General features: G+C 58.8%; 28 protein-coding genes, 3 tRNA genes and 2 pseudogenes. 19 read left to right on the top strand and 14 right to left on the bottom strand.

Annotated elements, in window-relative coordinates:
• Positions 1-11: 11 nt before the first annotated feature.
• Positions 12-1,142 carry an anhydro-N-acetylmuramic acid kinase gene (locus AC1DNI_RS17035; RefSeq protein ID WP_477692694.1) on the top strand — a complete coding sequence of 377 codons (1,131 nt, stop codon included), beginning with the start codon at positions 12-14 and terminating at the stop codon, positions 1,140-1,142.
• Between the two features lie 55 nt (positions 1,143-1,197).
• Here the strand turns inward: AC1DNI_RS17035 and AC1DNI_RS17030 are convergent, their stop codons facing one another.
• Complete coding sequence (locus AC1DNI_RS17030; protein ID WP_027231414.1) at positions 1,198-1,872, bottom strand: alpha/beta hydrolase; 675 nt, start codon at positions 1,870-1,872, stop codon at positions 1,198-1,200.
• A 206-nt stretch (positions 1,873-2,078) separates the two neighbouring features.
• Here AC1DNI_RS17030 and AC1DNI_RS17025 point away from each other — a divergent pair, with 206 nt between their 5' ends.
• The 7 genes from AC1DNI_RS17025 (at position 2,079) to AC1DNI_RS16995 (ending at position 8,988) form a co-directional block, all read left to right on the top strand.
• Positions 2,079-3,254 (top strand): cysteine desulfurase family protein, encoded by a 1,176-nt coding sequence (locus AC1DNI_RS17025; RefSeq protein ID WP_477692693.1) that lies wholly within the window; start codon positions 2,079-2,081, stop codon positions 3,252-3,254.
• Positions 3,255-3,424: 170 nt separating this feature from the next.
• On the top strand, positions 3,425-4,951 hold the full coding sequence (gene sufB, locus AC1DNI_RS17020) for a Fe-S cluster assembly protein SufB (RefSeq protein WP_153669373.1): 1,527 nt from the start codon (positions 3,425-3,427) through the stop codon (positions 4,949-4,951).
• On the top strand, positions 4,951-5,157 hold the full coding sequence (locus AC1DNI_RS17015; RefSeq protein ID WP_027231411.1) for a hypothetical protein: 207 nt from the start codon (positions 4,951-4,953) through the stop codon (positions 5,155-5,157). The genes sufB and AC1DNI_RS17015 overlap by 1 nt, the downstream gene beginning before the upstream one ends.
• Positions 5,158-5,247: 90 nt before the next feature.
• Positions 5,248-6,003, top strand: coding sequence for a Fe-S cluster assembly ATPase SufC (gene sufC / locus AC1DNI_RS17010; RefSeq protein WP_027231410.1), 756 nt, complete (start codon positions 5,248-5,250; stop codon positions 6,001-6,003).
• Between the two features lie 11 nt (positions 6,004-6,014).
• Complete coding sequence (sufD, locus tag AC1DNI_RS17005; protein ID WP_477692886.1) at positions 6,015-7,286, top strand: Fe-S cluster assembly protein SufD; 1,272 nt, start codon at positions 6,015-6,017, stop codon at positions 7,284-7,286.
• Between the two features lie 44 nt (positions 7,287-7,330).
• Positions 7,331-8,572: a cysteine desulfurase gene (locus AC1DNI_RS17000; RefSeq protein WP_477692692.1), complete on the top strand. Its 1,242-nt coding sequence runs from the start codon at positions 7,331-7,333 to the stop codon at positions 8,570-8,572.
• Positions 8,569-8,988, top strand: coding sequence for an SUF system Fe-S cluster assembly protein (locus tag AC1DNI_RS16995; RefSeq protein ID WP_477692691.1), 420 nt, complete (start codon positions 8,569-8,571; stop codon positions 8,986-8,988). Before AC1DNI_RS17000 ends, AC1DNI_RS16995 begins: the two co-directional genes overlap by 4 nt.
• A gap of 63 nt (positions 8,989-9,051) precedes the next feature.
• On the opposite strand, the gene AC1DNI_RS16990 is transcribed toward AC1DNI_RS16995, so the two are convergent.
• A complete protein-coding gene (locus AC1DNI_RS16990; protein WP_477692690.1) occupies positions 9,052-9,627 on the bottom strand; it encodes a Cif family virulence factor in 576 nt (191 codons plus the stop codon).
• Positions 9,628-9,745: 118 nt separating this feature from the next.
• Here AC1DNI_RS16990 and sufA point away from each other — a divergent pair, with 118 nt between their 5' ends.
• Positions 9,746-10,120, top strand: a complete 375-nt coding sequence (gene sufA / locus AC1DNI_RS16985) for a Fe-S cluster assembly scaffold SufA (protein ID WP_091921634.1) — start codon at positions 9,746-9,748, stop codon at positions 10,118-10,120.
• A gap of 57 nt (positions 10,121-10,177) precedes the next feature.
• Positions 10,178-10,495, top strand: coding sequence for a TfoX/Sxy family protein (locus AC1DNI_RS16980; RefSeq protein WP_477692689.1), 318 nt, complete (start codon positions 10,178-10,180; stop codon positions 10,493-10,495).
• A 19-nt stretch (positions 10,496-10,514) separates the two neighbouring features.
• On the opposite strand, the gene AC1DNI_RS16975 is transcribed toward AC1DNI_RS16980, so the two are convergent.
• The 4 genes and pseudogenes from AC1DNI_RS16975 to AC1DNI_RS16960 all read right to left on the bottom strand — a co-directional run bounded on the left by AC1DNI_RS16975 (position 10,515) and on the right by AC1DNI_RS16960 (position 13,471).
• A complete protein-coding gene (locus AC1DNI_RS16975) occupies positions 10,515-10,922 on the bottom strand; it encodes an NUDIX domain-containing protein (protein ID WP_477692688.1) in 408 nt (135 codons plus the stop codon).
• Between the two features lie 79 nt (positions 10,923-11,001).
• Positions 11,002-11,160, bottom strand: a pseudogene (locus AC1DNI_RS16970) (DEAD/DEAH box helicase); the annotation flags it as partial.
• A 164-nt stretch (positions 11,161-11,324) separates the two neighbouring features.
• Positions 11,325-12,507 (bottom strand): annotated as a pseudogene (locus AC1DNI_RS16965) (DEAD/DEAH box helicase); the annotation flags it as partial.
• A gap of 190 nt (positions 12,508-12,697) precedes the next feature.
• Positions 12,698-13,471, bottom strand: coding sequence for an NAD kinase (locus tag AC1DNI_RS16960; protein WP_027231401.1), 774 nt, complete (start codon positions 13,469-13,471; stop codon positions 12,698-12,700).
• A gap of 226 nt (positions 13,472-13,697) precedes the next feature.
• Here AC1DNI_RS16960 and AC1DNI_RS16955 point away from each other — a divergent pair.
• The 3 genes from AC1DNI_RS16955 (at position 13,698) to AC1DNI_RS16945 (ending at position 15,522) form a co-directional block, all read left to right on the top strand.
• Positions 13,698-13,773 (top strand) — tRNA-Thr (locus AC1DNI_RS16955).
• Between the two features lie 75 nt (positions 13,774-13,848).
• A complete protein-coding gene (locus AC1DNI_RS16950; RefSeq protein ID WP_091921626.1) occupies positions 13,849-14,235 on the top strand; it encodes a DUF6632 domain-containing protein in 387 nt (128 codons plus the stop codon).
• 168 nt (positions 14,236-14,403) lie between these two features.
• Positions 14,404-15,522, top strand: coding sequence for an NADH:flavin oxidoreductase/NADH oxidase (locus AC1DNI_RS16945; protein WP_477692687.1), 1,119 nt, complete (start codon positions 14,404-14,406; stop codon positions 15,520-15,522).
• A gap of 33 nt (positions 15,523-15,555) precedes the next feature.
• Here the strand turns inward: AC1DNI_RS16945 and blaOXA are convergent, their stop codons facing one another.
• Complete coding sequence (gene blaOXA, locus AC1DNI_RS16940; RefSeq protein ID WP_477692686.1) at positions 15,556-16,371, bottom strand: class D beta-lactamase; 816 nt, start codon at positions 16,369-16,371, stop codon at positions 15,556-15,558.
• 223 nt (positions 16,372-16,594) lie between these two features.
• Between blaOXA and AC1DNI_RS16935 the strand changes: the two genes are divergently transcribed.
• Both AC1DNI_RS16935 and AC1DNI_RS16930 read left to right on the top strand, forming a co-directional pair.
• Positions 16,595-18,214 (top strand): ATP-binding protein, encoded by a 1,620-nt coding sequence (locus AC1DNI_RS16935; RefSeq protein WP_477692685.1) that lies wholly within the window; start codon positions 16,595-16,597, stop codon positions 18,212-18,214.
• Positions 18,215-18,250: 36 nt separating this feature from the next.
• Positions 18,251-18,598 (top strand): response regulator, encoded by a 348-nt coding sequence (locus AC1DNI_RS16930; RefSeq protein ID WP_477692684.1) that lies wholly within the window; start codon positions 18,251-18,253, stop codon positions 18,596-18,598.
• Positions 18,599-18,627: 29 nt separating this feature from the next.
• Here AC1DNI_RS16930 and AC1DNI_RS16925 read toward each other — a convergent pair whose 3' ends face one another.
• The 4 genes from AC1DNI_RS16925 to AC1DNI_RS16910 form a co-directional block, all read right to left on the bottom strand.
• A complete protein-coding gene (locus tag AC1DNI_RS16925; protein ID WP_477692683.1) occupies positions 18,628-18,822 on the bottom strand; it encodes a hypothetical protein in 195 nt (64 codons plus the stop codon).
• Positions 18,823-18,906: 84 nt separating this feature from the next.
• On the bottom strand, positions 18,907-19,110 hold the full coding sequence (locus AC1DNI_RS16920; RefSeq protein WP_153669396.1) for a hypothetical protein: 204 nt from the start codon (positions 19,108-19,110) through the stop codon (positions 18,907-18,909).
• Positions 19,107-19,769, bottom strand: a complete 663-nt coding sequence (locus AC1DNI_RS16915; protein WP_477692682.1) for an acyl-homoserine-lactone synthase — start codon at positions 19,767-19,769, stop codon at positions 19,107-19,109. The genes AC1DNI_RS16920 and AC1DNI_RS16915 overlap by 4 nt, the downstream gene beginning before the upstream one ends.
• An 81-nt stretch (positions 19,770-19,850) precedes the next feature.
• The gene (locus AC1DNI_RS16910) at positions 19,851-20,594 is read right to left on the bottom strand and encodes a LuxR family transcriptional regulator (protein WP_477692681.1); all 744 of its coding nucleotides are present in this window, start codon (positions 20,592-20,594) and stop codon (positions 19,851-19,853) included.
• Positions 20,595-21,077: 483 nt separating this feature from the next.
• Between AC1DNI_RS16910 and AC1DNI_RS16905 the strand changes: the two genes are divergently transcribed.
• Positions 21,078-22,727: an FAD-binding dehydrogenase gene (locus AC1DNI_RS16905; RefSeq protein ID WP_477692680.1), complete on the top strand. Its 1,650-nt coding sequence runs from the start codon at positions 21,078-21,080 to the stop codon at positions 22,725-22,727.
• Between the two features lie 17 nt (positions 22,728-22,744).
• Here AC1DNI_RS16905 and AC1DNI_RS16900 read toward each other — a convergent pair whose 3' ends face one another.
• From AC1DNI_RS16900 to rlmB, 3 genes are all read right to left on the bottom strand, one after another.
• Complete coding sequence (locus AC1DNI_RS16900; protein WP_091921615.1) at positions 22,745-23,338, bottom strand: YceI family protein; 594 nt, start codon at positions 23,336-23,338, stop codon at positions 22,745-22,747.
• A 14-nt stretch (positions 23,339-23,352) separates the two neighbouring features.
• Positions 23,353-23,934 carry a cytochrome b gene (locus tag AC1DNI_RS16895; RefSeq protein ID WP_477692679.1) on the bottom strand — a complete coding sequence of 194 codons (582 nt, stop codon included), beginning with the start codon at positions 23,932-23,934 and terminating at the stop codon, positions 23,353-23,355.
• A 91-nt stretch (positions 23,935-24,025) separates the two neighbouring features.
• On the bottom strand, positions 24,026-24,889 hold the full coding sequence (rlmB, locus tag AC1DNI_RS16890; protein ID WP_477692678.1) for a 23S rRNA (guanosine(2251)-2'-O)-methyltransferase RlmB: 864 nt from the start codon (positions 24,887-24,889) through the stop codon (positions 24,026-24,028).
• A gap of 242 nt (positions 24,890-25,131) precedes the next feature.
• Here rlmB and AC1DNI_RS16885 point away from each other — a divergent pair.
• The 3 genes from AC1DNI_RS16885 to AC1DNI_RS16875 all read left to right on the top strand — a co-directional run.
• Positions 25,132-25,216 (top strand) — tRNA-Tyr (locus tag AC1DNI_RS16885).
• A gap of 25 nt (positions 25,217-25,241) precedes the next feature.
• Positions 25,242-25,315: transfer RNA gene (locus AC1DNI_RS16880), tRNA-Gly, on the top strand.
• A gap of 235 nt (positions 25,316-25,550) precedes the next feature.
• On the top strand, positions 25,551-25,699 hold a 149-nt coding region (locus AC1DNI_RS16875; RefSeq protein WP_421363080.1), incomplete at its 3' end, for a GTP-binding protein.

The following is a 25,699-nucleotide window of genomic DNA, read 5'->3' as shown; positions in this document are numbered from 1 at the left end:
AAGGCAGTGTCTTGGCGGCAATACGGCGTGCAATCGGGCTGATGAGCGGAACGTCGATGGACGGCATCGATATCGCGCTCGTCGAAACTGATGGCGGCGGCGATGTCGTGCGGGGACCGTCCGGCTTCACGCCTTACGAGACCGCATTCCGTCGCCGCATTGAAGCCTCGCTCAGCGAGGCGAAGGCCATCCAGCGGCGCAATGAGCGGCCGGGAACGCTCGCGCAGATCGAAGAAGAGCTGACGCGGCGGCACGGCGATGCCGTGAAGCAGTTTCTGTCCAATCATAACATCGAAGCGAAAGACATTGATATTATTGGGTTTCATGGCCAGACCGTTTTGCATCGACCAGGCGAAGGTTTGACTGTCCAACTGGGCGACGGAGAACTTCTTGCCAAAGTGACTGGCATTCCCGTCGTTTACGACATGCGTGCCAACGATATGGTGCATGGCGGTCAGGGTGCGCCGCTGGTGCCGGCCTATCACAGGGCGCTCGCGCGGCATGTTCCCGCTGAACTCAGCCACGGCCGGCCGGTGGTCTTCGTCAACATCGGCGGTATTTCCAATGTGACGATCGTGCCTTCGAAGGGCGATCCGATCGCTTTCGATACGGGACCGGGCAATACGCTGATCGATCAGTGGGTCGAGGACCGCGCCGGGATTGCCTATGATGCCGGCGGCGCCATTGCGAGCGAGGGCGAGATCGTGGGCGCGGCGGTTACACGCTATCTGACGAAACCGTTCTTCGATTTGCGGCCGCCGAAATCGCTCGACCGCAATGATTTTACCCTGGAGGAACTCGGAAATGCCGAGCTTGCCGATGGGGCGCGAACGCTGGCGAGAGTGACGGCCGACGCCATCTTGAAGGCAGGCGCCTATGCACCTGAAACGCCATCGCTGTGGATCATATGCGGCGGCGGGCGCAAGAACGCAACGATCCTCAAGGATCTGTCGGAAGGCGCGGGGCTTTCGGGCGCAAAGGTCATCGTGGCCGAAGATTTGGGTTTCAATGGGGATTCGATGGAGGCGGAGGCCTGGGCCTACCTCGCCGTTCGTGCCCTCGACGGGCTGCCATTGACCTGGCCGACGACGACGGGTTGCAAAGCGCCGGTGTCAGGCGGGGTGATTGCCGGTCGAAGGTAGATCCGGCTCGCCAAGATCCTCGGCCTGTCCCGAGGATCCGCAGTCTTGGAGCCTGTTATCGCAGCCGTTTCGGCTTGGCTTCAACCAACTCACCGTTCAGGCGACGGTCCAGATAGTCCGAACATTCGGCAATGACTTCATCGGTCATGCCGGAGAAGAAATGGTTGGCGCCGACCATGGTCTTTTGCGTGATCGTAATGCCCTTCTGGGTTTTCAGCTTGTCGACCAGACCTTGAACGTCCTTGGGCGGTGCCACCTTGTCCTGATCGCCGTGAAGGATCAGGCCGGACGAGGGGCAGGGCGCGAGGAACGAGAAATCATAGGTGTTGGGCTGCGGCGCGACGGAGATGAAGCCCTCGATCTCCGGTCGGCGCATCAGGAGCTGCATGCCAATCCACGCCCCGAACGAGTAGCCTGCCACCCAGCAGGTCTTCGAATCCGGATGCAGCGACTGCACCCAGTCGAGCGCACCGGCTGCGTCCGACAATTCGCCCGAACCATGATCGAATTCGCCCTGGCTGCGACCGATGCCGCGGAAGTTGAAGCGCAGGGTCGTGAAGCCGCGCTGCTGGAACATGTAGAACAGATCGTAGACGATCTTGTTGTTCATCGTGCCGCCGAATTGTGGATGAGGGTGGAGGACAATCGCGATCGGCGCGTTTTTTTCCGTCGAAGGCTGATATCTGCCCTCGAGACGGCCCGCTGGTCCATTGAAAATTACTTCAGGCATGTATACTCCACTCTTTGCCACAGGCGGTTGTAGTTGACCGGACTTGACGGCAACCAACTGCGCCCATAAAACCAGTTTAGAACCGTTCAAAACTGGTATAGAATTTTTGCTCGAAGCGGCTTAATAGGCTGTTCCGAGGCAAAAATTCAAGGAAATTGCGCTTTGTGCAGCGCGGTGTTCATAAAGAACAGGATCAAGGACCACCCATGGCCGGCAATCGCGCCTATTTGGACTACAACGCAAGCGCGCCGCTGATCCCGGCGGCTCGCGATGCTGTCGTCCAGGCGCTCATGCAGACGGGTAACCCATCGTCCGTTCACCAGGAAGGCCGGGCGGCAAAAGCCATTTTGGAAACCGCCCGCCGGAATGTCGCCGCGCTTGTCGCCGCAAAGCCCGACCACGTGTTCTTTACATCGGGCGCAACCGAGGCAGCTTCAACCCTCCTGACCCCGCATTTCATGATGGGACGGGCGCCGATGCGCCTTTCGCACCTCTATGCAGGCGCGAGCGAGCATCCGTGCATTCTCGCAGGCGGACAGTTTCCCGCGGATCAGATCACTATTATTCCTGTCGATGCCAACGGCATCCTTGATATCGATTTCCTGCGCGGCGCCCTTGAGGCCCACGATAGGAGCGCGGGGCTGCCGCTGGTGGCCGTCCAGGCTGCGAACAACGAGACCGGTGTTATCCAGCCAACTGCCGAGATCGGCAAGGTCGTGAAAGCGTCCGGGGGCTTGTTCGTAGTTGACGCCGTTCAGGCGGCTGGACGGATTCCACTCAATATATCCGATACTTCGGCAGACTATCTCATCCTGTCTTCACACAAGATCGGTGGTCCAAAGGGCGTCGGCGCCATTGTGGCCGTGTCCGATCTGGTCATGCCGCGTGCGCTTGTGCGCGGTGGCGGCCAGGAAAAGGGTCATCGGGCCGGCACTGAAGCCCTGCCGGTCATTGCAGGTTTTGGCGCGGCGGCAGAAGTTGCGACCAAGCGTCTGAATGCCGGAGGCTGGTCCCTTAAAACACGCGACGCCATCGAGCAGGGTATCAAGTCCATCGCGCCGGATGCGATCATCCATGGCGAGGGGGCCAACCGCTTGCCGAATACGACCTTCTTTTCGCTGAGCGACATGAAGGCGGAAACCGTGCAGATCGCTTTCGATCTTGCGGGAATCGCGCTATCGGCGGGGTCCGCCTGTTCTTCGGGCAAGGTCGGCCCCAGCCATGTGCTTGCCGCCATGGGTTTTGGTGGCGGCACCGGTGCCCTCAGAGTTTCGACAGCTTCCGACACGGATGAAAGCGACGTTGCGTCGTTTCTCCACGCATTGGCCAAAATCGTCGCACGCCGCGACCGTTCGAAACCTGTTGCCGTGGATGCGGCCTAGAAATTCCGGCTATCGACCTCTGTTTACGGTCGATAGCCGAAAAAATCCGGCGTTAGCCGGGTGTTAAATCGCGCAATTGCGCACTACATACGGAGCAAATATTCAAGACGACATACGCCTTGACGTTTGCAACTGCGGGACCTTGAACCCCGCGTGGATGGAGAACGCCAATGCCTGCCGTGCAGGAAACTATTGATCGGGTCCGCACCCTCGACGTGGACCAGTACAAATATGGCTTTGAAACCCTTATCGAAATGGATAAGGCGCCGAAGGGTCTTAACGAAGATATCATTCGCTTTATCTCTGCCAAGAAGAACGAGCCTGAATGGATGCTGGAATGGCGTCTCAAGGCTTATGAGCGCTGGCTGACGATGGAAGAGCCCACATGGGCGCGCGTCAACTATCCGAAGATCGACTTCCAGGACATGGTGTACTTCGCCGGGCCGAAGAACCAGACCGGCCCAACGTCGCTTGCCGAAGTCGATCCCGAACTCCTGCGTACCTATGAGAAGCTTGGCATTCCACTGAAAGAGCAGGAAATCCTTGCGGGCGTGCGCAAGCAGGGCGAACCGAGTAATTCGGACGACGAAGAGGTCAGCGACAACGTCTACAAGTCAGGCCGTGTCGCGGTCGACGCCGTGTTCGACAGCGTTTCTGTCGTGACGACGTTCCGAGCTGAGCTTGCCAAGGCCGGCGTCATCTTCTGTTCGATCTCGGAGGCGATCCGCGAATATCCCGAACTCGTCCAGAAGTATCTCGCATCGGTGGTTCCGGTCTCCGACAATTTCTATGCGACGCTGAATTCGGCGGTATTTACCGACGGTTCTTTCGTCTATGTGCCGAAGGGCGTGCGCTGCCCAATGGAGCTTTCCACTTATTTCCGCATCAATGAGCGGGATACCGGACAGTTCGAGCGGACGCTGATCATCGCCGAGGAAGGCGCTTACGTCTCCTATCTCGAAGGCTGCACCGCACCGCAGCGTGACGAAAACCAGTTGCACGCTGCAGTCGTCGAGCTCATTGCCCTCGACAACGCCGAAATCAAGTATTCGACGGTCCAGAACTGGTTCCCAGGCGATGCGGAAGGCAAGGGCGGCATCTACAATTTCGTCACCAAGCGTGGCGATTGCCGTGGCGTCAACTCCAAGATTTCCTGGACGCAGGTCGAAACCGGATCGGCGATCACGTGGAAATATCCGTCCGTGATCTTGCGCGGCGACAATTCGCGCGGCGAGTTTTATTCGATTGCCGTTTCCAACGGCCATCAGCAGATCGACAGCGGTACGAAAATGCTGCATCTCGGCAAGAACACGTCGAGCCGCATCATTTCGAAGGGTATTTCCGCGGGCAAGTCGAACAATACCTATCGCGGCCAGGTGTCGGCGCACCGCAAGGCCGAGAATGCACGCAACTTCACCCAGTGCGATTCACTGCTGATCGGCAATGATTGCGGCGCCCACACCGTGCCCTACATCGAGGCAAAGAACGCCACGGCGCAGTTCGAGCACGAAGCGACCACCTCGAAGATCTCCGAAGACGCGCTGTTCTACGTGATGCAACGCGGCATTCCGGAGGAAGAGGCGATCGCGCTCATCGTCAATGGCTTCGTCAAGGAAGTCATCCAGGAACTGCCAATGGAGTTTGCCGTGGAAGCGCAGAAGCTTATCGGCATCAGCCTTGAGGGGAGCGTCGGTTAATGGTCATCGCCACGAAGGAAGAGCTCGACAGGTTGCGCCGGCGCTATGAAGAGCTTGGCGAAGTCATCGAGGAATTGACGGATACGCTGGCGCGCTCGTCCACGGCGACCGAACGTGTGCTTGAACCTGAACTGATCCGGGCCCGCAAGGAGCTTGCTTCCGTGGTCGAGCGCCTGAAAAGCCTGAGCGGCGATAATTCGAATTGAGGGATGGCGATAGGCCATCCATGCTGGAAATGAAATTGAGCGGAGGATCGCCTGTTTGCTGGTCCCGCTGGAATACGAAGGAACTATGAAATGCTGGAAATCAGAAACCTGCACGCACGCATCGCCGAAGATGGCACCGAGATCATCCGCGGCCTGAACCTCACCGTCAAGGCGGGGGAAGTTGCCGCCATCATGGGCCCCAACGGCTCGGGCAAGTCTACACTCTCCTATATTCTTGCTGGCCGCGAGGACTATGAGGTGACGGAAGGCGACATCCTCTACAATGGCGAGTCGATCCTCGATCTCGACCCGTCCGAGCGTGCGGCAAAGGGAATTTTCCTCGCATTCCAGTATCCGATGGAGATACCGGGCGTAGCCACGATGGAATTCCTCAAGGTGGCGATGAATTCGCAGCGCAAGGCGCGCGGCGAAGAACCGCTGAAAATCCCGGAGTTCCTCGGCCGCGTCAAGACCGCCGCCGCATCGCTCGACATGGACATCGGCATGCTCAAGCGTCCCCTCAATGTCGGTTTTTCCGGCGGCGAAAAGAAGCGTGCCGAAATCCTGCAGATGAAACTGCTCGAGCCCAAGCTTTGCGTACTCGATGAGACGGATTCGGGTCTCGATATCGATGCCCTGAAGATCGTTGCCGACGGCGTCAATGCGCTGCGCTCGCCGGATCGCGCCGTAATCGTCATCACGCACTACCAGCGCCTGCTCGACTATATCGTTCCGGACACGGTGCATGTCCTCTACAAGGGCCAGGTCATCAAGTCGGGGGGCAAGGAACTTGCCCTGCACCTCGAAGAAAACGGCTATGCCGATATTATCGGCGAGGCAGCCTGAGGAGCGTCATGATGAATGTTCACGCAAGACGCCAGCCCACGGCCGCGGAAGCCGCGCTGGTCGACGCCTTTGTCGACCGGATGGGCGAACTGCCGGGCGATGGCGAGATCTCCAGCGCCCGCGACAATGCAATTGAGGCGCTGAAGGAGCAGGGCCTGCCCTCGCGCCGTGTCGAAGCCTGGCACTATACCGATTTGCGCACGCTGCTGCGCAGCGTTGCGCCCTATGACAGCGCTGCTGGCACCAATGCATTGCTGCCGATTATCTCCGGCTCTGCCATTGCCGCGGTTTCGAACGGCGTCAGCCTGGTTGCGCCCAGAGTTGATGGCGTCGAATTCCAGAAGTTCAGCGAGAAGCTGTCGGAGGGATCGGTCATCGGCGATCTTGCCATCCGTGATGGCGATGACACGATCGGCCAGATCAACGCAGCCTATGTTACCGATGGCTGGGCTGTGTCGGTTGCCGAAGGCGCCGAACTTGGTGCGCCGCTCGAACTCCAGAACATTCAAACGCGCGGCCAGGGCCATGTCCGGTTTCCGGTCAAATTCGGCAAGGGCGCCAAGGCTACGGTCATCGAGCGCCAGGCAGGCGGCGAGGGCGACGGTTTCTCGACGAGCATCAGCAATGTCACTGTGGCTGACGATTGCGAAATTACCTGGATCATCCTGCGCGAGCATGGCGAACAGTCGACCCAACTCGCTCAGTTCATTGCCACCATCGGCAAGAACGCCAAGCTCAACCTCTATGTCGTCAATGCCGGCGGCAAGCTCATTCGTCAGGAAGTGCATGTGCTTGCCCAGGGCGAGGGCGGCGACTTCCAGCTGCGTGGCGTCAATCTCCTCGGCGGCGACAGCCATACGGATGTGACGATGACGCTCGGCCACCTCGTCGAAAACACGACGTCGGTGGAAATCGTCCGCAACGTCGTCACTGACCGGGCGCGCGGCGTCTTTCAGGGCCAGATCAAGGTCAACAAGATCGCCCAGAAGACCGATGCGCGCATGGCCTGCAACACGCTCCTGCTTTCGGACGACGGCGAATTCGACGCCAAGCCGGAACTTGAGATTTTTGCCGACGACGTTGCGTGCGGTCATGGCGCGACGGTTGCCGAAATCGACGGGAACCATCTGTTCTATCTGCAGGCACGCGGCATTCCCGAAAGCGAGGCACGCGGGCTGCTGATCAAGGCATTCGTGGCCGAGGTCGTCGAAGAGCTTGAAGACGAGGAATTGGTCGAAGCGCTGGAAGGCATCCTCGACAAGTGGTTGGCCGCTCACGTCTGAGCGGTCGTCCAAAGTCAACTGAAAAACGGGATAACGCGGCTATCATGGACTCCAAGATCATTCCGAGCAGCTACGACGTAGAGGCGATCCGTCGCGATTTCCCCATCCTGTCGCGCGAAGTCTATGGCAAGCCGCTTGTCTACCTCGACAATGGCGCATCGGCGCAGAAGCCGCAGGCTGTCATCGACGCGATCACGCATACCTATTCCAACGAGTACGCCAATGTGCATCGCGGCCTGCATTTCCTTTCAAATGCTGCGACCGATGCCTACGAAAAGGCGCGCGAAAATGTCCGGCGCTTTCTCAATGCGGCTTCCGTCGACGAGATCGTCTTCACCAAGTCAGCGACGGAGGCAATCAACACCGTCGCCTATGGCTATGGTATGCCGAATATCGGCGAGGGCGACGAAATCGTGCTGTCGATCATGGAGCATCATTCCAACATCGTGCCGTGGCATTTCATTCGCGAGCGCCAGGGCGCCAAGCTCGTATGGGTACCGGTCGACGATCAAGGCGCGTTTCACATCGAGGAATTCGAGAAGCGGCTGACGGAGCGCACTAAACTCGTCGCTATCACGCATATGTCGAACGTGCTTGGCACAGTGACGCCGATCAAGGATATCGTCCGTATCGCCCATGCTCGCGGCATTCCGGTGCTGGTAGATGGCAGCCAGGGTGCGGTGCACCTGCCCGTGGATGTCCAGGATCTTGGATGCGACTGGTACATTTTCACCGGGCACAAGATATATGGGCCGTCGGGCATTGGCGTTCTTTACGGGCGCAAGGAAAAGCTTGAAGCGATGCGTCCCTTCCAGGGCGGCGGCGAGATGATCGAAGAGGTGACGGAGGACATCGTCACCTACAACCATCCACCGCACCGGTTCGAAGCGGGTACGCCACCGATCGCCCAGGCGATCGGCCTTGGTGCGGCGATCGAATATGTCGAGAAGATCGGCCGCGCCGCCATTCTGGCGCATGAGGAGGATCTGCGCGACTATGCGCACGAACGCCTACGGCAGATCAATTCGCTGCGCATTTTCGGTGACGCCAAGGGCAAGGGCGCGATCATTTCATTCGAGCTCGAAGGCATTCACGCCCATGACGTGTCGATGGTGATCGACAGGGCCGGCGTTGCGGTGCGTGCCGGTACGCATTGTGCGCAGCCGCTTCTGAAGCGCTTTGGCGTAACATCGACATGCCGTGCCTCATTTGCCATGTATAATACGCGAAACGAAATCGATGTTCTTGCCGATGCGCTGGAGAAGGCGCGGAAATTCTTTGGGTGATGATAATGGCCGATAAAGTCGAAACGCTTGAAAAGCAGGATACGGTTGCAGCCGATGCCGCGCACACGCCGGTTGGCACGGCATCGGCGTCCGCTATTCCCGCCGATGAACTGGCGCGGATGACGGATGACATCATCAGTGCGCTGAAAACCGTCTATGATCCGGAAATTCCCGCCGATATCTATGAGCTCGGGCTCGTCTACAAGGTCGATATCGAAGATGATCGCTCGGTCAAGATCGAGATGACGCTTACGGCGCCGGGCTGCCCGGTAGCCGGAGAAATGCCGGGATGGGTGCAGGATGCAGTCAGCGCCGTCGAAGGCGTCAGCTTCGTCGATGTCACGATGACCTTCGATCCGCCGTGGACGCCTGACCGAATGTCGGAAGAGGCGCAGGTTGCGGTCGGCTGGTATTAAGCCGTTCCTTGTTTGGATAGCGTGCCGCAAGCCCTCGGGCTTCGGCTCCGTCCGATGAATTGGTCAGGGCGCCTCGCAGCCCTCAGGAACGCTTTCTTCGAGCGGCTTGTTGGATTTCTCCAGCGTTCCGTCGAGGATCGACATAGGGACGTAGGGCACGCCCTGGATGGCCGGATTGGCGAGCCGTAAACGATAGCAGCCGTTGAAGACTTCGGTCTTGCCATCCTTGCCGGTCGATTCGATGGCAACGGGCTTGCTCCAATAGGCGGAACCTGCGGCGCCTTCTCCCTCGGCCTTGCCGAAGAGTACTTTTACCGAGGCCGTGGTCTCATAGCCCTTCTGAAACTCGGCAAAAGGCTTGGGCGGATTGTCTGGAGCATAATAGCTGTAGGCGCGGGCATATTCCTGCCGGTTGATGGCATTGTAGTAGGATCGGATCAGGGTTTCCGGCGTGCTGCGATTGTCGAGATACTCGGGCGGGGTCTGGTTTTGCCCTTCGGCGGCGGGTTCGGCGGGTTTTGCCGGAGTTTGCTCCTGATCCTGCGTTTGTTCCGGCTGCTTCGTTTCCTGCGCTGAGGCGAAGGCCGGCGCGAGGAAGGCGAATGCGATGCTGCAGTAGAGAAGTTTGCGATGGTTCATGGGCTCTCCGCCTCTCAATCGTTGGCCGGGACAGTTTGAACACTTGCGGTGACGGTTGTGTAACATTAACTATGGTATTGTGTGATCGTTCCGCGATCTCAAAGAAGAGAGATGAGAAATGGGTCGTTTTTCTGTCATGACGTTGACTGATGCTGCAGCCAACCGCGTCCGCGAGATTGTCGCGACGCGCGAGAATGCGCTCGGAATTCGTGTCGGCATCAAGAAGGGCGGCTGCGCGGGGATGGAATACATGATCGATCTCGTTACCGAGGCAAAGCCGGGTGACGATGTCGTCGAGAAGGACGGCATCAAGGTCTACGTTGCACCGGAAGCCGTGCTTTATCTCCTCGGCACGCAGATGGATTTCGAAGTGACGACGCTGCGCACGGGCTTTGTGTTCAACAATCCCAACCAGACGTCGGCCTGCGGCTGCGGCGAATCAGTCGAGTTGACGCCGGCAAAGCCGGAGGCGCTGGCTGCTGCCGCGTCTTAAGATTGCTCCTGTCAAATCGGGCGTGACGCGCCGTGCTTGTCCTGCAATAGTTCGGGCATGGACAATGATGCGATTCACGATCTTTTCTCCGGTCTCGGGCCCGTCACCATTAAGCGGATGTTCGGCGGCAAAGGCATCTATTTCAATGGCTTGATCATTGCGCTTGAAGTGGATGACGAGATTCTGCTCAAGGCTGATACAGTTTCGGCACCGGCGTTCAGTGCCGCCGGCTGCCGGCAATGGAGCTATAGCGGCAAGAACAAGCCCGTCGACATGCCCTACTGGTCGATCCCCGAGGAGGCGATAGACGATCCCGATATAATGGCGGAGTGGGCGCGGCGCGCCTATGAGGCATCCTTGCGCGCCAAGAAATAGTTACCGAGGCAGGATTTATCTAAACGGCCGCTTGGTCGCGCAACAGGTGGATGGCATGGAGCGTCGGCATCGTCACCTTTTCCGGCAGCTCTCCGAGCGGAAACCAGCCAATGCCGCCGTGCTTTTCAGGCTCGAGCAGCCGGGCCTCGCCGCTATAGGTCTTTGCGAGATACAGGATGCCGAGCCAATGCTGTTGCTCTTCGTGGAAGAGCTGTTCGCTCAAGCCCAGCAAGCTGACAATACCGGCTTCAAGACCAGTCTCCTCAAGAGCTTCGCGTCGTATGGCCTGTTCGGCGGTTTCGAGGAAATCCACTTTGCCGCCGGGAATACCCCAGGCTCCGGCCTCGGGGCTTTTCTTGCGTTGCAGAAGGAGAATGCGGCCGCGATCCAAAAAGACCATGCCGCAACCGACGCCCGGAGTGTGCACGAGAAGCCCCTTCTGTCCGAACCGAATCCCGGTCCTGAGCTTTGCTCACGGGCAAGGGATTCGGCAAGACTGCCTGGGTTCAGATTTTGGTGTCGATAAGCATGAATGCGGGGATTTCGTCGCCGAAGCCCACCGGTGCCGAGCCCATGTCGTCGCGCTCACGCCGATGATCACGGCGCGGCTCGGCTTGTGAAGGCTTGCCGCGGCGCTGTTCATTGTCGGCCTTGATGGCTGCCCTGTGCGGCTTGTCGGCGTTGCGCGGCGCTACCGCGACCTCGGCCACGACTGGCGCTTCTTCGGCGTCCTTTGCCTTGTCGGCGGCAGCGAGAATATCGATTTCCGACTGGGGCCGTTCGCGCTCGCGGCCTTCATTGCGCGGCCGGCGCTTGGGTTCAGCCTTGCGGCGGCCCCGGCGTGGCGCCTCTTCGGGTTCCGTCGAAACGGGCAGGGTGGAGAGGTCGCCATCGAGCCAGCTGATATCTTCGCCGATCAGCTTTTCAATCGACGAAAGGTGCTTTACGTCAGCGGGCGTCACCAGGGTGAAGGCCTTGCCGGAACGTCCGGCGCGGCCCGTGCGCCCGATACGGTGTACATAGTCTTCCGAGTGGATCGGCACGTCGAAGTTGAACACGTGGCTGACATCCGGAATATCGAGGCCGCGGGCGGCGACGTCGGAGGCCACGAGAATCTTCAGCTTGCCGTCCTTGAAGTTCGCAAGCATCGTCGTACGGGCGCGCTGATCCATGTCGCCATGCAGCGCACCGGCATCGAACTCATGCTTGACGAGCGAGCGGAAGAGTTCCGACACATCCTTCTTGCGATTGCAGAAGATGATCGCATTCTTGAGGCCTTCGTCTTCAGCGCGGATCAGGTCGCGCAGCACGGCGCGCTTTTCCCAATCCTTCTTGCCGGACTTCACCAGCTTTTGCTCGACGGTCTTGGCCGTGGTCGCTGCCTTCGCGACTTCGACGCGGGCCGGCGAATGCAGGAACTGTTCGGTGAGCTTGGTGATTTCCGGCGGCATCGTCGCCGAGAAGAACAGCGTCTGCCGGGTGAAGGGGATCAACTTGCAGATGCGCTCAATATCAGGAATGAAGCCCATGTCGAGCATGCGGTCGGCCTCGTCGATGACGAGAATGTCGACGGCGCTGAGCAGCAGCTTGCCGCGTTCGAAATGGTCGAGCAGGCGGCCCGGCGTTGCGATCAGCACGTCAGCGCCGCGCTCAAGCTTGCGCAACTGGTCGTCGAACGAAACACCGCCAATGAGCAGGGCAACATTCAGCCGGTGGTTCTTGCCGTACTTGACGAAGTTCTCCTCGACCTGCGCCGCGAGTTCGCGCGTCGGTTCGAGAATGAGCGTGCGTGGCATGCGGGCGCGGGCGCGGCCCTGCTCGAGCAGGGTGAGCATCGGCAGCACGAAGGAAGCGGTTTTGCCCGTTCCGGTCTGGGCGATGCCGAGCACGTCCTTACGCTGCAGCGCATGCGGAATGGCGCCAGCCTGGATCGGTGTCGGAATTGTATATCCTGCTGCTTCTACAGCATTGAGCACTTTGGGTGAAAGGCCCAGATCGGCAAAGGTGGTCAACGGAGGTTTAACTTTCTATCTGCAGTCGGTGCTGCGCCTGTCCATAATCCGACCAGGATTGCCTTGGTCTTTGGAATTGCACAGCGTTTTGCTTGAATGGCGTTACGGCGCAGGGGAGCAAAAGTCAACTCTTGGCGCAGGTCACATTTAAGAGTTTGTTACAATTGTGCGCGAATTTATTCCAATGTTGTCAATAAAGGAACTGTTCCTTGAGAATTCGCTCGTTCCAGGAATGGTTCTTGTCAAACAGAATGGTCGCGCGCATCTGCAAAGCTTCTTCAACCGTGACCGACAAGACGGACTTTACTTCCGTATGATCGGCGACAGCATTGACGGGCCGCTTTTCGGGTTCGAGGATATCGAAGCGCACGGTCACACGGTTTGGGAGAAGGGCACCGCGCCAGCGTCGCGGGCGGAAGGCCGAGACCGGCGTGAGCGCTAGGAGGCGCGCATCGAGCGGGATGATCGGCCCCTGGGCCGAGAGATTGTAGGCAGTCGAGCCGGCCGGCGTCGCAACCATGACACCGTCGCAGATCAGTTCCTCGAGCCGCACCTGCCCATCGACGCTGATCCGGATCTTGGCCGCCTGGTAGGATTGGCGCAGCAGCGACACCTCATTGAGGGCAAAGGCTGTGAAGTTCTCGCCATCCGCCGTCTCCGTCACCATTTTGAGCGGGCGGATGGTTTCGGCTTGTGCGGCCTCGATCCGCTCCTTAAGTCCCTCTTCCTTATACTCGTTCATGAGAAAGCCGACCGAACCGCGGTTCATGCCGTAGATCATCTTGCCCTGGTTCATGTAGTTCTGCAGCGTGGCGAGCATGAAACCGTCGCCGCCAAGCGCAACGATGACGTCGGCGTTGCGCGCTTCGGTCTGGCCATAGATCCGGGCAAGCTCGCTTATCGCCTCGTCGGAATCGGGTGTCCCTGAGGAAACGAAGGCAAATGTTTCGATTTTTCGGTTCATTTCCGCTTGCTCATCCTCGGTCCGTCCTCGTTGCGCGCTGTTTAACTGGCAAGGTGCTCGCGATAGCCCTCGCTCCAGCCAGTCGATGTTATCCCACGCGGCTATCCGCGTAGCACGGCAGGGCTGATCTGGCAAAACCGCCGGCGCCTAAAAAAGTCGACGAAATCGCTTCACCGCCGATTTTTTAATTTTACAGGAACGAGCTTTATGCTAAGCGGACGCCGCTGCCCTTGTAGCTCAGTTGGTAGAGCATCTGATTTGTAATCAGAGGGTCGGGAGTTCGAGTCTCTCCGGGGGCACCATTAAAACTTGTCAGGACGTTATACAGCATCCGCAGCGCGAAACCGTGCCGTTTTCCCTGAACAAAGCAGTGCCCCATGTCACGTCTGAAAATACTGCAGATTGCCCTGGTCGTGTTCGGTGTCGCATTCTGCCTCCTCTATCCGCTTGCGATTGTCTGGCCGTCAGGGTGGGCGTGGCATGACGGCCCACCGACCGCTTCGCACTATTTCATGATGATCGTGGGCATCTATGCGACGCTTGGAGTATTTCTGGTTCGAGCGGCGCGAAACCCCATGGCACATCGGTCGCTCATCGACTTTACGATCTGGTCGAGTGTCGTGCACGCGCTGATCATGGCGATCCAATCCTACGGCCCCGGTGCGCATTCCGGTCATATGCTCGGCGACGTGCCCGCGCTATTGTTGGTCGCCGCGGTGCTCGGTGGATTGACCTATTCCGGCGGCGAAACCAAGGAGCGCTAGAACGAAGTCTCACCCGGTCGAGATTTGCTGCCGCCGCGCTACAACCGGTCTTCTGCACCTCATTATCGAACTATCTGCGTTCGAAAAGTGCATTACCAGCCGTGCCGGACTACGCTACCATGTGGCGGCAAAGCCATTCGAACATGTAAAGCGGTTTTCGGAGGTCCTATGAGTGGAACCAAGCTCTTTTCGCCCGTGTCGATCGGCGATCTAAGTCTCAGCAACCGCATCGTCATTGCGCCGATGTGCCAATATTCCGCGCAGGACGGGCAGATGAGCGATTGGCACCTCATTCATCTCGGCACCCTTGCCAATTCCGGCGCGGGCTTCCTTACGATCGAGGCGACCGCAGTTACGCCGGAGGGGCGCATCTCCTACGGTGATGTCGGCCTTTACGACGATGCCTGCGAAGCGGCGATGCGCCGCGTCCTCGATGGCATTCGCCGCTGGTCGGACATGCCGATCGGCATCCAGCTCGGTCACGCTGGCCGCAAGGCTTCGAGCGAATTGCCGTGGAAGGGCGGCAGCCAGCTACCACCGGACAATGCCAACGGCTGGAAGACGGTTGCACCCAGCGCCGTTCCCTTCAAGGACAGCTACGACGTTCCGACAGCGCTTGACAGCGACGGGCTGGCGCGATTGCGCAAGGCGTTTGCCGACGCCACGGCGCGGGCGGCGCGGCTCGACCTTGCGGCGGTCCAGATCCACGGCGCGCATGGCTATCTCCTGCATCAGTTTTTGTCGCCGCTTTCCAACAAACGGACCGACGCCTATGGCGGGTCGCTCGAAAACCGCATGCGCTTTCCGCTCGAAATCTTCGAGACCGTCCGTGCCGCCTTTCCGGCGGGGAAGCCAGTCACGATGCGCGTGTCGGCAACAGACTGGGCCGAAGGCGGCTGGAATATCGAAGAGACGGTCGCCTTCGCCCATGCCCTCGAAGAGCGTGGCTGCGATGCCATCCATGTTTCGAGCGGCGGGCTCGCATTCAACCAAGAGATCGCAATTGGTCCCAATTACCAGGTGCCATTTGCGCGAGCCGTCAAGGCGGCGACGCATATGCCGGTCATCGCAGTCGGCCTCATCACCGAGTTCGAACAGGCCGAAGCGATCCTTGTGACCGGTGATGCCGACCTCATCGCGATTGCCAGGGCGGCGCTATATGATCCGCGCTGGCCATGGCATGCGGCGGCACATTTTGGCGAGACGGTTTCCGCACCAAGCCAGTATCTGCGGTCGCAGCCACGGCAGTACCGTACTCTGTTCGACGGAAACGCCGCCCAAAAATAGCGGCGAATAGCCGGTGAGGCGGTACGTCCCGTCTCAACGCTTCAAACTATCGGCGAGCGCCGGCCACTCCTTCAGGAATGCGGCGCGGGCACGAATCCCCGGCGATGTCGCTTGGCGGCTTTCGTCCTGCGTGAGCCGTGCGAACACCAGAGTGTCGTCGCCTTTGCGTGCCCAGCCGACATACCAGCCGAGGCCGCGGCTCCTGTCGAAGGCGCCGTCGGGTTTGCGCGGGTAGGCGCCTCCCGTCTTGCCGGAGATGGTCCAGCCGCCCGGCACCTCGCTGCTTTCAACGATCCTGTTGGTCATCTCATAGGCGCGCGGATCCACTGGCAACTTCTGGCTTGCGATCTTTTCGAGAAAGCGCACCTGTTCCAGTGGCGAGATTTTCAGTGAGGAACTGATCCACGCCCGCTCGAGCGCATTGTTCTTGCCCGGATCGCCGGAAAAATCAGCATTGCCGTAGCCGAAAGCGGTCGCATATTGACGCAGTCGCTCGACCCCGAGCGCCTGCGTGATCTGCTGCGAGTACCAAACGACAGAGTATTTCATCCAGCGGGTCGGATCGGTCGGCTGTCTCCAGTCCTCGCCTTGCCAATCCGGATAGCCTTCGCGAAATGGCAGCCTTGGCGTGTGGGCATCCTTGAGAAATCCGGAATCATAACCCATGACGCTCAGGGCGATCTTGAATGTCGATGCTGGCGTCACCCGGCTTTGGCAATCGCCGTTTTCCACGAGGATTTTGCCATTGGATGCATTGGCAACGATGGTGCAGATGGTCTTCGCCTGCGACACGCCAGTTTGAAAGCCGAGCGCCAGAAGGGCGAGCCCCGCAAGATTGAGCTTCTGCAAATTATTCTCCGCTTCTTTAAATTATTCGGTCCGGGTGCAAGATGCCAAGCTAAGCAACGGACATTGCATATAAGTTACCACCACGATGTGGACCCCGCCCAAGTTCGGCTTTCAGGTACGTTTTACCAGCGCGATGAGCCCTATTGCGGGGCGGCAAATCATGTGTCATTTCAATCCTTAGTATAATATGGGGGCCGGGAATATTGCCGGGCATCTGCAAAAAATGAATTTGCTTCTTGCGACCGATCCGATTCGTCTGCGTCCGTGGCTCGGCTACGCAACTGCGATCGTGCTCGTTACCGTTTCGCTCGTTTGCAGAGCCTGGCTCGGGCTTTATGTCGGCGGCATCAATTTTCTGCTTTTCTATCCGGCGATTCTCCTTGCGAGCCTGCTCGGCCGATGGGGGCCAGGGGTTCTTGCAACGGCGCTTTCGGCGTTCCTGGCGCAATATTTCTTTGTCGATCCGGTGTACTCCGTCCTGCCGGAAACCCCGGATCAATGGGCTGCACTCATCGGCTTTCTCTGCAACGGGTTGATCATCGTTGCGCTGATGGAACGGGTTACGGCTGCCCATGCGCAGCAGATGGTCCTGCAGAAGCAACTGGAGGACGCCGCGAAGACGCTGGAGTCGAAAGTGGAGCGCCGCACCGCCCAGCTGCGATCTGAAATGGACGAGCGCGTCGCGGCACAGGAAAAAGTCCGGCAGCTGCAGAAGATGGAATCGATCGGCCAACTCACTGGCGGCGTCGCCCACGATTTCAACAATATGCTGGCGATCATTATCGGCAGCCTCGACATGGCGACGCGCCGGCTCACCGGCTCCGAAGATCCGCGCCTGGCAAAATCGATCCAGAACGCCAAGGAAGGGGCCCAACGCGCCGCGACCTTGACGGCCCGCCTCCTGGCATTCTCGCGCCAGCAACCGTTGAAGCCCGAGACCGTCGACGGCAACAAGCTCGTCGGTGGCATGTCCGAACTGCTGCGCCGCACGATCGGGGAGCATATCCAGATCGAAACCGTGCTGGCGGGCGGCCTTTGGAAGGCCCATGCGGATATCGGCCAATTGGAAAACGCGATCATCAACCTTTGCATCAATGCGCGCGACGCCATGCCCGGTGGCGGCAAGCTGACCATCGAAACGGCCAATGCAGAACTTGATGATCGCTACGCGCGGCTGCATGACGAGGTTAAGCCCGGCCAATATGTGATGCTCAGCATTACCGATACTGGTACCGGCATGTCCAAGGAGGTCATCGAGCGAGCGTTCGATCCATTCTACACGACGAAGGGCGCCGGGAAGGGGACCGGTCTCGGCCTCAGCCAGGTCTACGGCTATATCAAGCAGACTGGCGGACATATCAAAATCTATTCCGAAATCGATCGTGGTACGACAGTCAAAATCTACCTGCCGCGCCATCACGGCGAAGCGGATGTCGCAGCACCGGGAGATGCGCTGGAAACGGCGCTGCCTCTTGTCGATGGCACCAGAATTGTCCTCGTGGTGGAGGATGAGGAGCAGGTTCGGCACATGACGGTCGATGCCCTGCGTGAGTTGGGCTATACCGTCGTCCAGGCAAGCACGCCGAAAGAGGCCCTGCAGCAAATCGAGTTGCTGCCGCATATCGACCTTCTGTTCACGGATATCGTGCTGCCCGAAACCAACGGCCGACAACTGGCGGATATGGTCCGGCAGAAACGGCCGGACGTGAAAGTGTTGTTCACGACCGGCTATACCCGTAACGCAATCGTTCACAATGGCGTCCTTGACCATGGCGTCAATTTGCTGCCAAAACCGTTCACGATCGATCAACTGGCGTTGAAACTGAAAGACGTTCTTGGATAAGAATAGTGAGATCGTGACAGTGGGGAAAGTTAGACGGTGAACAAAGGGGCAAGAATTCTCGTTGTCGAGGACGAAGGTCTGCTCGCCATGATGATCCAGGAGATGCTGGAAGATCTGGGCTTTGAAGTGCCGGACGTTGCTTCTACCTTAAGCGAAGGCATAAGCCTTGTTGAAACCGGTTCATATGAAGCTGCGATCCTCGACGTCTCGCTGCACGGTGAAAACTCATTTCCCATCGCCAGCTTGCTTGCCGATAAGGGCATTCCCTTTGCATTTTCATCCGGTTTTTCGCTCGAAGATATCGCACCGGAATTTGCCGATCGGCCGCTGCTGCGCAAACCCTACCAATTCAATGAGCTGGAAGGTATTCTGGCCGCGTTCTAGAAATCGCATGTCGGCGATTTTAATTTCCGTTATGTAACCCCTTGAGTGAGCAAATGGCTCGAACTTGCAACCTGCAATTCGGCCTCCGCCAACGCAATGGAAATGAGCGTCACGACTGACGACCAGCCGTCGGCCGCTGCGATTGTTTTCAATCGCTCGAGCTCGATCCTGATTTTGTTAGCCACCTCAAGTCGTTCAAAATTTTCATTGCGTGCCGTTGCCATATGTTCTCCCGAGTTGCAGCTTTCATGACCCACAACTAAGCACATTGCGCGCCTTGGCGCTCTTGGCAATTGGTCGAATACGGCTCAGTGGAAGTCGGAGCCGTTGAAGCGATCTGATTGCCTATTGTGCTTTCCAGACACTTGCTGCTTTACCAGATCACTTACCTCGATGTAGGCCATTTCTATCAGATACGAGAGGAACGGCAATTTCTGATCTTTGGCGAGATCCGCCAGTTCCTGAAGCAAAGAGGCAATATATTCGAGACTTTCTTTACGCGTGGCGTTCATTGGTGATTGCTCATCTGTGCATTGAGGAAGAGGGCGGGCGAGGGATTGAGTTGCATGATCACCGGGTCGGGACGATCACCAGCTTTGCCCAGGCGTTTGCGGGCGATGTCCGAAATCTCGAACATGCCGGCATGAGTGAGGATGCCGCCAAAGTATGTAGGGACGCCGACGGAACGCGGTGCCCAGTTGGCGCGCCGAAAAATGCGCGCCATGCGGGCGTCGTAGACCGAAACCACGGTGTCCAGCCCGGCAAAGAGGCCCACCTCCACAACACCGCAAAAAAGCTCGGTCGTGACGCTGTTCAGCCGGCCGTCGAGCGGGGCGGCAAGGTCAGGGTCGATGCAGAAGCGGGAACTTTCCCAAATAAGCGGGCTTTCGATGAACTCGCCATCGGGCAGGAGCGCGCCGAAGACGTCACGCAACATGTTTGGGCCCGTGGTTGGCAGCAACCGCAGCGATCCCTGCAGCCGTCCGGTCTGTTCATTGACCGAGGTCAAGTAGAGCGGATCAAATGTGTCGAACCGATCGATCTCGCGACCGTTCTGCACTTGCACGTCCCAGTTCAAGCGGTCCTTGAATACTCTGGCGCGAAGGCGAAACATCTGGTCGAGGAAATGGTTATGCGAAATATAGTCATCGGCGCCAATCACATAAATCATGGGAAATACCCCGTTAATACGGCGCCAGTCTAGACGACGGCAAAGGCCGCGCTATACCGGAGAACTCGGGTATTTTGATCGTCAGAGTAAATCGAGCGAATAGAGCTTGGCGACCGCGTGGGTAAGGTTTTTTGCATCAAGCTTGCGCCGGGCAAGATCTTGATAAAAGCGCACTGTTTTTTCACTCAAGGAGAGAATGGTCCCGATTTCACCTGCAGACTTTCCGGCGGCCGACCATTTCAAGCACTCCAGCTCGCGTGGCGACAGTTTTATCTTTGGGTCGCGGTGGCCTTCGGCACGCAGCACCATCTGGTGAATGTGAAAAGCGAGGATCTGGAAATCGCGGGTCCAGAACGGCATGAAGCGGATCCATTTTCCGAGCGGCATATTGCTGGAAACAGAAAGCAGAGCTTTTTCGCCATATCTGCCACGAACCGGAAAGCTGAGCCCGTGCCTTCCAACGCCGAACTCCACTGCCTCGCCGAAGAAACGGCGCAATGGCGGCTTGGTCACGTCGAACTTACCCCAATCGATAGGTAGTATCGATGAGAAGCCTTGCTTCAGGACCGGGTCCAGCTGCCAGTAGTTCTGATCGTTATAGCGATTGATCCAATCCGGCAAAAATGTCGTGGAGACATAGCGATTTCCGCCAGCGGGTCCGGGAAGATTGACGCCGACATAGGCAACGGAACTCAGCTCGTAGATTGTCGCGAGGCGGCCGATCAATTCGTGGACCTGCGGGTGATGACGAACCGACGTTGCCTCCTCGATCAGATTGAGGAAGTTTCGATCGAGGTTCATAGAATGCGCTGTAGCGGAGGTCACGCGCTCTTATCCTTCATTCGCCTGCGCCACCTTTAATACAGTTCGTTTATGGCAAACTGTATTGAACGATAGTCTAAGACGCGCGTGATAATGGGAGCAGAAGCAGGTCTGTCAGCAGGGCACGACTATCCGTCCACGGCATTCTTCGAATGCAACGGCAGACATACGCTTCGTTGGTGTGAAGAAGTGGACCCGCTAGCGCTGCGGCGGACGTCCGGTACTGACAAAGTAGAGCATCCCGTAGGTAAGGGCGAATGACACCAAACATGGGAGTAGGTAGTCAACAATTGTGCTCATATCATCCTAACTAGATCGGAGGCCAAAAGTTCCATTGCAGTATAGCATAAGTGGAAAAGGTTGGGGGAGGGTTTACGCCGTCTCGCTCCACATAAATAGTTTGTTTGGGTTGCACGGGGCAAAATTAGGTGCAAGCGGCCTGGAGGCGATCCGAATCGGGTCCCGTTTGCCCTTGGGGAGATCAGTATGGCGTATGATGCGGATGTCATCGTAATCGGGGCGGGGCTTGCAGGTTTGGTGGCGGCAACCGAGTTGGCCGATGCCGGCAAGCGCGTCATCATCGTCGATCAGGAACCGGAACAAACCCTTGGCGGCCAGGCCTGGCGCTCGTTCGGCGGTCTCTTTTTCGTGAATTCGCCGGAACAGCGTCGCCTTCGCATCAAGGATTCGCGTGAACTGGCGCTGCAGGATTGGCTGGGCTCTGCCGGTTTCGACCGCCGCGACGACCATTGGCCCCGCCAGTGGGCCGAAGCCTATATCGACTTTGCTGCTGGCGAAAAACGTTCGTGGCTGCACGCCCAGGGCATGCGCTGGTTTCCGATTGTGGGCTGGGCGGAGCGGGGCGGGTCACTCGCCACGGGTCACGGCAATTCAGTGCCGCGCTTTCACATCACCTGGGGCACCGGCCTCGGCGTCGTCGAACCTTTCATCCGCCGGGCGCGGGAGGCCGAGCGCAGCGGCTTAGTCTCCTTTCGCTTCAGGCACCGGGTGACGTCGCTGTCGTCGGGCGCCGGAACGATCGACGGCGTCGAGGGCGAAGTGCTCGTGCCCAGCGACGTGAAGCGCAGCGAGCCGAGTTCCCGCGCGGTCTCGACATCGTTTTCGCTAAAGGCAGGGGCGGTGATCGTCGCAAGCGGCGGCATAGGCGGTAATCATCACCTGGTGCGCCGTAATTGGCCAAGGCGCCTCGGCACGCCAAAACATCTTATCAGCGGCGTGCCCGACCATGTCGACGGGCTTATGCTCGGGATTGCCGAGCGCGCCGGCGCACACCTGATCAACAGCGACCGGATGTGGCACTACGTGGAAGGCGTGCACAATTGGGACCCGATCTGGACCAACCATGCCATCAGAATATTGCCGGGCCCATCCTCGCTATGGTTCGATGCCGAAGGCAGACGCCTGCCGGCTCCGTGCCTGCCCGGCTTCGACACGTTGTCGACGCTCGACCACATCATGAAAAGCGGTTTCGACTATTCCTGGTTCGTCCTCAATCATACGATCGTCAAGAAGGAATTCACGCTGTCGGGATCGGAGCAGAACCCTGATTTCACCGCCAAGAGCTGGCGGCAGGTGTTGAAGCGGGCGCTTGGAGGCGTGCCGGCACCGGTACAGGCCTTCCTCGACAATGGCGAGGATTTCATCGTCGAGAAGGATCTTGGCAATCTGGTGCGCCGGATGAACGCCCTGACCGGCGACAATCTCATCGATGAAGCGAAACTGCGCGGCGAGATCGAAGCGCGCGACCGCGAGGTTGACAATCCCTTCACGAAGGACGTGCAGATCACGGCAATACGGGGCGCGCGCAACTATATCGGCGATCGCCTCGTGCGCGTGGTGCCGCCACACAAGATTCTCGACCCGAAGCATGGTCCGCTGATTGCGGTGCGGCTTAACATCCTCACGCGCAAATCGCTTGGCGGCATCGAGACCGATCTTGGCGCGAGAGCGCTCAAGGCGGATGGCGAGGTACTCGCAGGCGTCTACGCGGCCGGCGAGGCGGCTGGCTTTGGCGGTGGTGGCATGCACGGCTACAATTCGCTCGAGGGGACCTTCCTCGGCGGCTGCATATTCTCCGGCCGCACCGCCGGCCGGGCCGCGGCAAAGGCGGTGTAACGAGCGCGTTCGTTCCGTCAGGAACGCTGTCCGCGTATCGTCATGTCGAACTGGACGACGTTCGAATAAATCGGCGTACCGACATCCATGCCATAGCGAGACCGCAGCAGCTTGCCCTGCACGTGGAAGGTGATGGTGTTCTTGCCGTGATCGGCGAGACTTGCCTGGAAATTCGCCGGACTGCTCTTGCCGCGCGCCGTCAGGATCCCCGATATCTGGGCGGTATCGGAACTGGTCTGGGTGATCTGGGTCGATTTGAAGGTGATGGTCGGGAAATTTGCCGAATCGAAAACCGCGTCGGATTTGAGGAAGCTTTCAACCCGTGCCTCGCCGGTCGAAACGCTCTCCGGATACAACGTGAAGTCGATCTCTGATCGCTTTATATCGGAACTGTTCAAGGCAAAGACGCCCGAGAATTTCTTGAAGTCGCCGGTGATGCCGCCGCCGCCAACCTGCGAAACCGTAAAGCCCACGCGTGAGGAGGGCTGAATACGGTAGCGTCCGGCAACGTCGGAGAGCGTGTCGGCAGTCACGAACGTTGGAGTGAGGGCGACGATCGCGGCAATGCTTGCGCCGGAGATCGCCGAAAGAATCGCATGTTTCGTTTCCATGATTGTTGATCCTGTCATGTTGCGTGCCGGCCGCCGTTTCGCACGGCCCCTGGAGCCAGCATGCGCAGCAAGATTGTGTCCCTCTTCCAGAAGTGATGGTGGAGCGCCGCGAGAATATGCAGCATGGCAACGGCCGCCGAGAGGTAGGCAAGCCAGGCATGGCTCGCCGACCAGAATGCCTCGGCGCTATCCGAAATCGCGAGTGGCAAGGACGGGATGACGACGAGATCGAACATGAATGTCGGTATCCGCAGGGGCGAACTCGAGGCTATCGCCCAGCCCGTCAGCGGCACGACGAAGAGGCTGAGATAGAGAATGACGTGTGCGCCATGCGCGGCCATGCGCTCCAGCGGGCTCAGCGTTGCGGGATCACGCGGACGTTGATTGGCCGATTTCCACAGCAGACGGAGGACAGACAGTCCAAGAACGAGGAAACCGAAGGATTTGTGCCATTGGTAGAGATTGAATTGGAGGGTGAAATCGCTCACCCGCACCATCAGATAGCCGAGAGCGATCTGGCCGATGAAGATGAGGCCGATGATCCAGTGAAACAGGATCGATATCAGGCCAAATGATTCTTTGCTGTTGCGCAGCATGGGCGTGCTCCATTCCAGCCCTCCGAACTTGGGACGGCTGGAGCAGGATGAACACTGCTGACCCGGATTATATTCGAATGCGGCTTTTTATCTAAGCGGAATCGCCGGCAAGGAAGCGTTGCGCGGCGTAAAGCGAGATCGCGGCGGCATTGGAAACGTTGAGCGACTTGATCGCGCCCGGCATGTCCAGCCGGGCGAGGTGAGTTACCGTCTCGCGCGTCTTTTGCCTCAGCCCCTTGCCCTCAGCCCCGAGAACGAGGGCAATTCGACCCTGCTGCATCGTGCGTTCGAGTTCAAGCGGACCTTCCGAATCGAGCCCTATGGTCGTGAAGCCGAGCTCGTGCAACTCGCCAATCGCTTCCGCAAGATTGCGGACCTCGATATGCGGAATGAGTTCCAGCGCTCCCGACGCCGCCTTGGCGAGGACGCCGGATTCCTGCGGGCTGTGACGCGCGGTGGTGATGATGGCGCCGGCCCCGAAAGCAACGGCTGAGCGCATGATCGCGCCGACATTGTGCGGATCGGTCACCTGGTCGAGAATCAACAGCAGCGAACTCTCCTGCAGCGCTTTCAAGGATTGTGCCTTGAGCGGCTTCGCCTCGATCATCACGCCCTGGTGCACCGCCTCAGAGCCAATCTCGCGGTCGATGGCGCGCGGATCGACGATTTCGACGTCGAAAGGCAGCGCGGACGAATCGCCGATCTCTAGGCGATCCAGAGCGTTCTTCGTAACGAGCATGCGCTTGATTTGCCGGGCGGGATTGTCGAGGGCCGCGCGCACCGTATGCAGCCCGTAGAGCCGCACCAGGCCCTCAGGCGCTTGCGAACCTTCCGCCGCGGGACGCCGGCTGCGCTGCGGTTGCGGCGCGCCGCCTGCCTTCTGGTCGCGAAACTGGCGACGCAGCGTCGCATAGTGGGAATCTTTGGGCGTTCGGGATGGTTTTTGCTCGGTCATGGCCGGACATATACCCTTTTGACAATGGGTGCGATACAGACATCTCGGCAAAAAATCGCGGGCATTGCTGGCATGATAGGCAGATTTCTTCAGCTTGTTTCAACAAGCCATTCATTTTCTGCCGTGACCTGTTGACACCACGTAGGCTAGTCGGCATAAGGCCCTCCGCAAGCAGCGGCCAGGGCAAACGCAGGCAGGCTGCTTGAGAGAGTGCTTATGGTGTGGTTCCATCGGCGATGACCGGAGGGGTGCCCGAGTGGTTAAAGGGGACGGACTGTAAATCCGTTGGCTTGGCCTACGTTGGTTCGAATCCAACCCCCTCCACCATCCGCCGGGACCAACACCATGATGTGCGGGTATAGCTCAGTGGTAGAGCAGCAGCCTTCCAAGCTGAATATGCGGGTTCGATTCCCGCTACCCGCTCCAGTTTCAGGGGGCACCACATGTGCGTGAAAACGCGCAGAGGTGCTCTTCGATTTTTGTCTTGAGCATTGTACTTCGCTCATGTGTTTTCCATATGAACGAGCAAGCTTGGACAGAACCCGGTCGATCGCCCTGCGATTGAGCGGGTGAATGTGCTGACGGACGGCTTGCTGTCTCGTCTGAGCTACAAACATGGTACCGGCGCAAGGCCGGTTGTGATGACGAGAGAACGACAGCTATGGCTAAGAGCAAGTTTGAACGTAACAAGCCGCACGTCAACATTGGCACGATTGGTCACGTTGACCATGGCAAGACGTCGTTGACGGCAGCGATTACGAAGTATTTTGGTGAGTACAAGGCGTACGACCAGATCGACGCAGCGCCGGA

Source organism: Phyllobacterium sp. 01N428 (assembly GCF_056399405.1).
Note: the sequence above shows the minus strand (reverse complement) of the source record. Positions and strands in the feature narration are given on the sequence as shown.

Bases quoted from the DNA above. Each gene is read 5' to 3' on its own strand.
- sufC (WP_027231410.1), top strand. From the start codon at position 5,248: ATGCTGGAAATCAGAAACCTGCACGCACGCATCGCCGAAGATGGCACC.
- AC1DNI_RS16895 (WP_477692679.1), bottom strand. From the start codon at position 23,934: ATGCTGCGCAACAGCAAAGAATCATTTGGCCTGATATCGATCCTGTTT.
- AC1DNI_RS17000 (WP_477692692.1), top strand. From the start codon at position 7,331: ATGGACTCCAAGATCATTCCGAGCAGCTACGACGTAGAGGCGATCCGT.
- AC1DNI_RS16900 (WP_091921615.1), bottom strand. From the start codon at position 23,338: ATGGAAACGAAACATGCGATTCTTTCGGCGATCTCCGGCGCAAGCATT.
- AC1DNI_RS16960 (WP_027231401.1), bottom strand. From the start codon at position 13,471: ATGAACCGAAAAATCGAAACATTTGCCTTCGTTTCCTCAGGGACACCC.
- sufB (WP_153669373.1), top strand. From the start codon at position 3,425: ATGCCTGCCGTGCAGGAAACTATTGATCGGGTCCGCACCCTCGACGTG.
- AC1DNI_RS16925 (WP_477692683.1), bottom strand. From the start codon at position 18,822: ATGGCAACGGCACGCAATGAAAATTTTGAACGACTTGAGGTGGCTAAC.
- AC1DNI_RS16945 (WP_477692687.1), top strand. From the start codon at position 14,404: ATGAGTGGAACCAAGCTCTTTTCGCCCGTGTCGATCGGCGATCTAAGT.
- AC1DNI_RS16905 (WP_477692680.1), top strand. From the start codon at position 21,078: ATGGCGTATGATGCGGATGTCATCGTAATCGGGGCGGGGCTTGCAGGT.
- AC1DNI_RS16980 (WP_477692689.1), top strand. From the start codon at position 10,178: ATGGACAATGATGCGATTCACGATCTTTTCTCCGGTCTCGGGCCCGTC.
- AC1DNI_RS16935 (WP_477692685.1), top strand. From the start codon at position 16,595: ATGAATTTGCTTCTTGCGACCGATCCGATTCGTCTGCGTCCGTGGCTC.
- sufD (WP_477692886.1), top strand. From the start codon at position 6,015: ATGAATGTTCACGCAAGACGCCAGCCCACGGCCGCGGAAGCCGCGCTG.
- AC1DNI_RS17015 (WP_027231411.1), top strand. From the start codon at position 4,951: ATGGTCATCGCCACGAAGGAAGAGCTCGACAGGTTGCGCCGGCGCTAT.
- AC1DNI_RS16990 (WP_477692690.1), bottom strand. From the start codon at position 9,627: ATGAACCATCGCAAACTTCTCTACTGCAGCATCGCATTCGCCTTCCTC.
- AC1DNI_RS16915 (WP_477692682.1), bottom strand. From the start codon at position 19,769: ATGATTTATGTGATTGGCGCCGATGACTATATTTCGCATAACCATTTC.
- AC1DNI_RS17025 (WP_477692693.1), top strand. From the start codon at position 2,079: ATGGCCGGCAATCGCGCCTATTTGGACTACAACGCAAGCGCGCCGCTG.
- AC1DNI_RS16950 (WP_091921626.1), top strand. From the start codon at position 13,849: ATGTCACGTCTGAAAATACTGCAGATTGCCCTGGTCGTGTTCGGTGTC.
- sufA (WP_091921634.1), top strand. From the start codon at position 9,746: ATGGGTCGTTTTTCTGTCATGACGTTGACTGATGCTGCAGCCAACCGC.
- AC1DNI_RS16920 (WP_153669396.1), bottom strand. From the start codon at position 19,110: ATGAACGCCACGCGTAAAGAAAGTCTCGAATATATTGCCTCTTTGCTT.
- rlmB (WP_477692678.1), bottom strand. From the start codon at position 24,889: ATGACCGAGCAAAAACCATCCCGAACGCCCAAAGATTCCCACTATGCG.
- AC1DNI_RS17030 (WP_027231414.1), bottom strand. From the start codon at position 1,872: ATGCCTGAAGTAATTTTCAATGGACCAGCGGGCCGTCTCGAGGGCAGA.